This window comes from Nocardia asiatica NBRC 100129, from assembly GCF_000308415.1.
Lineage (GTDB): Bacteria > Actinomycetota > Actinomycetes > Mycobacteriales > Mycobacteriaceae > Nocardia > Nocardia asiatica.
In genome coordinates this window covers 21,861-28,396 of the sequence record NZ_BAFS01000456.1, presented here as the reverse complement: position 1 = coordinate 28,396, position 6,536 = coordinate 21,861, and the positions used below count along the sequence as shown (strand labels likewise).

The following is a 6,536-nucleotide window of genomic DNA, read 5'->3' as shown; positions in this document are numbered from 1 at the left end:
GCGAGCCGCGGTCGCTATGGACGATGCAGCCGGCGACCTGGTCGCCGCCGGTGCTGCGCCTGGCCGCGGCGGAGGCCAGGGCATCGACCGCGAGGCGGGCTTTCATCCGTGAGTCGATGGAGTAGCCCACGATCCGGTTGGAGATCACGTCCTTGACCGCGCAGAGATAGAGCTTGCCTTCACCGGTGGAATGTTCGGTTATATCCATGAGCCACAACATGTTCGGTGCATCAGCGGTGAAGTTTCGTGCGACCAGATCGTCATGAACGGGTGGACCCGATCGGCCGTCCTTGCTGCTGCGTTTCTTGCCGAAACTGCTCCACCACTTGTTCGCCGAGCAGACCCGCCACGCAGTCCGCGCCGCCATCGGCTCACCCGCGGCCGCCGCCTCGTCGACCAGGAACCGATACCCGAACTCGGGATCATCGCGGTGAGCATCGAACAACGCAATCGCCCGATACGCCTGCTCGAGATCACTGGCCGTGACGGGATCGGCGAGCCACCGGTAATACGGTTGGCGGGCGATCTTCAGGACCCGGCACGTCACCGCGACGGGAATCCCATCGGCGGCCAGCTCGCGGACGAGCGGGTAGATCATTTTCCCGGCAGGTTCGCCTGCGACAGATAGGCCGCCGCCCGACGCAGGACCTCGTTCTCCTGCTCGAGCAACCTGATCCGTTTCCGCGCTTCCCGCAACTCAGCGTTGTCCGCAGCGGTCGTTCCCGCAGAAATGCCGTCCTCGACATCAGCGGTCTTCATCCAGTTCGCCAGGCACGACTCGCTGATGCCGAAATCGGCTGCGATCTGCTTGAGCTTCTGGCCGTGCTCCCGGTTGCGGGCGACCCGCACGACGTCGGCGCGGAACTCCTTGGGATAGGGCTTGGGCACGGTATCCATCCTTCCAGCAGTGCCACACGGCACCACGGATCAGATGTCACCTACTCGTGCAGCAGTCCCCGGCGAGCTGAATCGTATGTGAACGCTGGTCGTCGAACCGAGCTGCTGCTCGCCCCAACTCCGGAGGAGCCCGACACCGAGGAATGGGCGCGGTTGTTCCTGGACGAAAACCACCGGGGCTGGGAGGGGGCGCCTCTTACGGCCTGTATTCGGGATTCGAACCCGGCAAGCAAATATTCACCAAAGGAACTTGTCGGCAGGCGAGGTCGTGGAACTGGAGGTGCCCATCGCTCCCGTCGGTGTGATCTGACGTCGGGGACAGACGCTGCGGCTCATCGTCGGAGGAAGCGCTATGAAGGGCCCGTTCCTCGCTCAGAACAGCGGACACCACATCCTGCACTCAGGAGGAAGGTACGACTCCTACCTCCAGCTACCGGTCTTCGAGCTCTGATTGCTCTGCAAGCCCATAGTATCCGCGAGGTGATGTTTCCCCAGGTCTAGGAAATCCATGACGTTGTCGACCGATACCTGAACGCCCGTTTCGCCACACGTACGGCGTGATGAACACCGCCCACGCCGTCTTCATCTCCCCGACCGCCTCGTCTCGAGCGATCGCGAAGACGTCGTACTGTCCTGGGACACTGCCGCCCACCATGAGCTCGCACGAGCCCGCGGCGGGCGGCGTGCCATCTCCCATTGCGACCCAGCGGATAGCGTCAAGATCGTTGCGCACACTCGACGGACACAGATTGCAGCCCGGGCTCCAGCACGGTGGCCGCAAGAACGCGTCAGCGACCGGTGAACGTAGGTCGGCGCTTCTGCATGAAGGCACGCTGGCCTTCGCGCACGTCTTCCGACGATCCACACTGCGCGGTGCGGACGTCGGCTTCGGCTCGACTGACATCGGTGCCGAGCACTGCGGCTCGAATCGCCGCTTTCGCCGCGCGCACGGTCAGTGGGGCATTTGCAGCGACCGTTCGCGCCAGTTCGCCGACCGTCTCTGCGAGATCGTCGGATTCGACCACCCGGTTGACGAGCCCTGCGCTCAGCGCTTCGGCGGCGTCGAGTTTGCGGGCGGAGAAGAGAATCTCGGACGCCATGCCGGGGCCCACCGCGTGAACGAGCATGAACACCTGATCAACCGGATAGCCGAGGCCGAGTCGTGCCGCCGGGATGGCGAATGTGGCTCGCGCCGTGGCGATTCGAATGTCGGCGTGGAGAGCGACCGCGACGCCGGCACCGATACAGTACCCGTCGACCATTGCGATCAACGGAGTCGTGATCAATCTGCAGGTGTCGAACAGCGAGGCTATCGCCAGATCGGATTCGGCGCGCGCATCCGCGATCGTCTGCTGTAATTCGAACTCGCCGATATCGGCACCGGCGATGAACGCATCGGAACCCTCTCCGTGTAGCACCATGACTGCCACCGAATTGTCCCGATCAAGCTCGTCGAGGATCTCCGCCAACTGTGACATCATGGCCGTCGAGAGGGCGTTTTTCTTAGCCGGGTTACAGATGGCGATCCAGCCGACGCCGTCTCGCGTGTGAACCCGGATGGTTTCCGCCGAAGTCGTCACCGGGGCTGCTCTTTGCGGTAGCGGTTGCGCAGGGCGCCTATACCCTCGATCTGCACTTCGAAGACGTCGCCGTGGTGCAGGTATCGAGGGGGTGTCACGGCGATACCCACCCCCGCCGGCGTCCCGGTCAGCACAATGTCGCCCGGCTCGAGCGTCATGAACGTAGTTAGGTAGCTGAGCAATTCGGGAATCGTGAACAGCATCCGCGAAGTACGGCTGTCCTGGACACATTTACCGTTGAAGTATCCTCGCAGACGCAGGTCCGGTCGAGCGCCGCCGAGTCGGGCGGCCGGCACGATCACGGGCCCGAGGGGAGTCATTCCGTCCCATGCCTTTCCAGCGGTACGTCCCTGGGTATGAAACTGGAAGTCTCGGACGGAGCCGTCGTTGGCGGCGGTGTAGCCGAACACGACCCCGTCGGCTTCCTCGGGCCGGATACGTCGGCACGGCCGGCCGATCACGACGGCGAGCTCGCTTTCGTAGTCGATTCGGTCGGATTCATCGGGAAGTTCGATGACGGCGTCGGGGGCCGCCAGCGCGGTGTGCCACTTGGGGAACAAGTCCGGATAGGGCGGGCGTGTCGTGCGGCCGGTTTCGGCCACGTGGTCGGCGTAGTTCTGACCTACGCAGACGATCTTCCGGGGTCGGCCCACGGGCGGCAACAGTTCGGTGTCCCGGAACGAGACAGTGGGGCCGGGACGAATTCCGGCGAAGTCTCCAGCCGCGGCGACAAGCAGTTCGGGGAGGTCGTCGAACAGGGTTCCGTCGACGGTCGCGGCCTCGGCGATGTCGTGGCCCGGCGTGAGCAGTACGACGAGCGGTCTATCTCCGGTCTGCACGCGCGCCAGCCCGACCGTGGAAGTTTCGGAGGATGTAGTCATGGCTGGGTCCCTTCGAGTTGGTCGGCGATGTCGCGCACAGGCCGGGCAACCACACCGGCACTGACGAGCCGGTCGATATCGCCGGGGCTGTAACCGAGTTCGGTCAGTATGTGATCGGTCTGCTCCCCCACCTGCGGCGCCTGCCGACGAGCTCGCGGTGCGCCGTCGGACACTATCGGGGTGTTCACCATCGGTGCGTCACCGAATCGGTCGGTACTACGCGGAAACATGCCGCGCGCCTCGAACTGCGGGTCCGCCAGGACCTGATCGATCGTATTCACCGGGCCGCACGGGACACCGGCCTCGCGGAGCCGTTCGATCCAGTAGTCCCGGGACTGCGTGGCAAAACGTTCCTCGAGAAATTCTGCCAGGGGTACGCGGTGGCGAAAACGTTCGAACTCGATGACGAAGCGTTCGTCATGTGACAAATCGATTTCTAGCACCGTGCACAGTGCGGGCCATGACCTCTCGGTGGCGCCGATGACCAGGGTCTGGCCATCGCCGCATCGGAAGGCCTGGTACGGGGCCGCGAGCCGGTGAGCGGTTCCCAAAGGTCCGGGAATGTCGTTCGTCGCGACGAAGTCCGCGATCTCCCAGACCGACCATGAGGCGATGGTGTCCGCCAGCGAGACGTCGATGTATGCGCCCCCACCGCCGGCGCGGGCCCGCAAGAGCGCGGCGACAACGCCGATCGCCGCCCACATCCCGCTTCCGATGTCGGAGACCGGAAAGCCCGATTTTGCCAACGTTCCTTCCTCGCTCCCGGTGACGCTCATCAATCCGCCGTATGCCTGGGCGATCAGATCGACACCTTTGGCCTCGCGCATCGGCCCGAACTGGCCGAACCCGGAGATCGAGCAGTAGACCAGATCCGGGAAGACGGGTTCGAGGTCGGCATATCCCAGCCCCAGTGCGGACAGTGCACCTACGCGGAAGTTCTCGACCAGCACATCGCAACGGAGTGCCAGCTCGACCACGATGTCGCGGCCTTCCGCAGTTTTCAGATCGACGGCGAAGCTGTTCTTGTCGCGATGCACGAGGTCGAACGGGATCGCCCGCGCCGTATGTCCGGCGCGGCGGTTGCGAAGTCCGTCGCCGGTCAAGGGCTCCACTTTGATCACCTCGGCGCCCAAATCGGAAAGGATGGTCGTGCAGTACGGCCCGGCGAGGGCGCCGGTGATCTCGAGTACCCGGACACCGTCGAGAAACGGTCTCGCAGAGGTCCTGTCGTTCGTCATGAGTAAGCCTCGTTCGGGGCGGGAGTGGTAAATTCCAGATACGATCCACATAGTGGACCACTGGACCGAAATTGGGCACTAATGGCAAACTACAGCTACGGCGCACGGACCGTCAACAAACGGCCCCGCCTCCGCTGAGCCCCACAGAACCGGAGTAGTCATGGAAGCCGCATTTCGCGCGCACCTCTACCCTCTCGACCACCCCCGCCTCGCGGCGTTCCGCGACTACGACGCGCGCAGCTATCCGGAGCGCCTCCGCGAGGTCAATCCGATCTTGAGAGACGTACTCACGGCCTGGCGCCGAGAGCTCGACGAGGGGGAATACCGCGGCATAACCTGCGACGGGACACCACGGCCCGACGTGTTCGACACCGAGGGGCACGAGAACGCGCCGAGTGCCGAAGCTCTCACTGCCGCAACCGCTTTGATCGACTCACTCGATGAACAGACACGTGCGGCGCTTGTGCATCCGCTCGACAGCAAGGTGTGGCGGGCGTGGATGAACCCCGAGATGTACGTCAACCGATTCGGATTGCGACTCGAGGACATCGACGCCCACGCGCGCCGACGAGTGCTCGACCTGGTCAAGGCGTGCTTGAGTCCCGACGGGTACGAGCAGTTCACTGCCCTCGTGCACACCAACGCCTTCCTCGGCTCGTTGGTCGATCTGCCCAAGCTGCTCAACGACGCCAGCTACAACATCAACATCTTCGGCATCCCCTCGCCGACAGATCCTTGGGGCTGGAACTTCTACGGCCACCATGTCTGCGTCAACTGCCTGATTTTCGGCGACACGATGGTGTTGACCCCCGTCTTCTTCGGTGCCGAACCCAATGAGATGGACACCGGAAAGTATGCCGGGACCAGGCTTCTCGAGGCGCAGGAAGTACGCGGTCTGGCACTGATTCGCGCACTGTCGCCGGAGCTCGCCGATCAGGCCATCCTCTACGGCGACCAGAGAGACCCGGAAATCCCTGCCGCGCGCATTCACCCGGGGGACGAGCTGCATCTCGGTGGCGCGTTCCAGGACAACCGCGTCATTCCCTACGAGGGTGTATGCGCGGGAAAGTTCGACGCAGGGCAGCGGGATCTGCTGCTCGAGCTCGTCGAGACCTTCCTCGACTACCAGCCCGAGGGACCGCGTGCGGCACGACTCGACGAGATCGCCCGGTATATGGATGAGACGTGGTTCTGCTGGATCGGCGGCACAGACGACGACTCCACCTTCTACTTCCGCGTACAAAGCCCGGTCATCATGGTCGAGTTCGATCACCATTCCGGCATGTTCCTGGCCAACCCGCAACCCGAGAAATTCCACATCCACACCCTGGTACGCACACCCAACGGCAACGACTACGGGTGCGAACTGGTACGGCGCGCCACGGCAAGCGCTCACCTTTTGAACGGACCCGCATGACCGAAAGAACTACGCAGCCGAACGCCGGTATCGATCCTGTCGAAGCCTGCTCGAGATTGATCATGGCGTTCGCCCAGCACACCGACCATCGCGAATTCGAGGACGTCGCCGCCCTCTTCGACGTGGACGGAATATGGAGCCGACACGGGGAGCAGATTGTCGGGCCGCAGGAAATTCTCGCCCTTTTGCGTACTCGGCCGGACTCCCAGCTCGAGCGGCACCTGATGACCACCGTTCACGTCGAGCAACACTCACCGTCGACTTGTGCTGCCGTCAGCTACGCAATGATCTTCCGGACATCGACCGACGCCGACGGCGTACCGCGCGACCCTCAACCCACACCGATCATCGGGGAATTCCACGACCGGTTCCGACTGACCGACCGAGGGTGGCGGTTCGCATACCGAACCTCCTTACCCGTATTCGGCCGACCAGCCTGATATGCCGGGTCGAGGGTCGGATCCCGAGCGCATCGACCCGGCTCTGCAGTGGCACAACGGGCAGCGTGCCGGCGGTAGCGGCA

The 6,536-nt window shown here is 63.8% G+C and carries 7 protein-coding genes; 2 read left to right on the top strand and 5 right to left on the bottom strand.

The window, feature by feature from the left end:
• The 5 genes from ON27_RS34910 to ON27_RS34890 form a co-directional block, all read right to left on the bottom strand.
• Positions 1–598: DDE-type integrase/transposase/recombinase (locus ON27_RS34910; protein ID WP_043737400.1), on the bottom strand; the 598-nt coding region annotated here is incomplete at its 3' end.
• The gene (locus tag ON27_RS34905) at positions 595–888 is read right to left on the bottom strand and encodes an IS3 family transposase (protein ID WP_043737425.1); all 294 of its coding nucleotides are present in this window, start codon (positions 886–888) and stop codon (positions 595–597) included. The genes ON27_RS34910 and ON27_RS34905, both read right to left, overlap by 4 nt.
• Before the next feature lie 797 nt (positions 889–1,685).
• Positions 1,686–2,477, bottom strand: a complete 792-nt coding sequence (locus ON27_RS34900) for an enoyl-CoA hydratase-related protein (RefSeq protein WP_063711434.1) — start codon at positions 2,475–2,477, stop codon at positions 1,686–1,688.
• Positions 2,474–3,358: a fumarylacetoacetate hydrolase family protein gene (locus ON27_RS34895; RefSeq protein ID WP_083888044.1), complete on the bottom strand. Its 885-nt coding sequence runs from the start codon at positions 3,356–3,358 to the stop codon at positions 2,474–2,476. Before ON27_RS34895 ends, ON27_RS34900 begins: the two co-directional genes overlap by 4 nt.
• Positions 3,355–4,596, bottom strand: a complete 1,242-nt coding sequence (locus ON27_RS34890; RefSeq protein WP_043737397.1) for a CaiB/BaiF CoA transferase family protein — start codon at positions 4,594–4,596, stop codon at positions 3,355–3,357. Before ON27_RS34890 ends, ON27_RS34895 begins: the two co-directional genes overlap by 4 nt.
• Positions 4,597–4,756: 160 nt before the next feature.
• Here ON27_RS34890 and ON27_RS34885 point away from each other — a divergent pair, with 160 nt between their 5' ends.
• Complete coding sequence (locus tag ON27_RS34885) at positions 4,757–6,013, top strand: DUF3500 domain-containing protein (protein ID WP_043737395.1); 1,257 nt, start codon at positions 4,757–4,759, stop codon at positions 6,011–6,013.
• Entirely contained in the window at positions 6,010–6,453 is a 444-nt protein-coding gene (locus ON27_RS46015; protein ID WP_083888043.1) for a nuclear transport factor 2 family protein, read from the top strand. The genes ON27_RS34885 and ON27_RS46015 overlap by 4 nt, the downstream gene beginning before the upstream one ends.
• Positions 6,454–6,536: the final 83 nt, after the last annotated feature.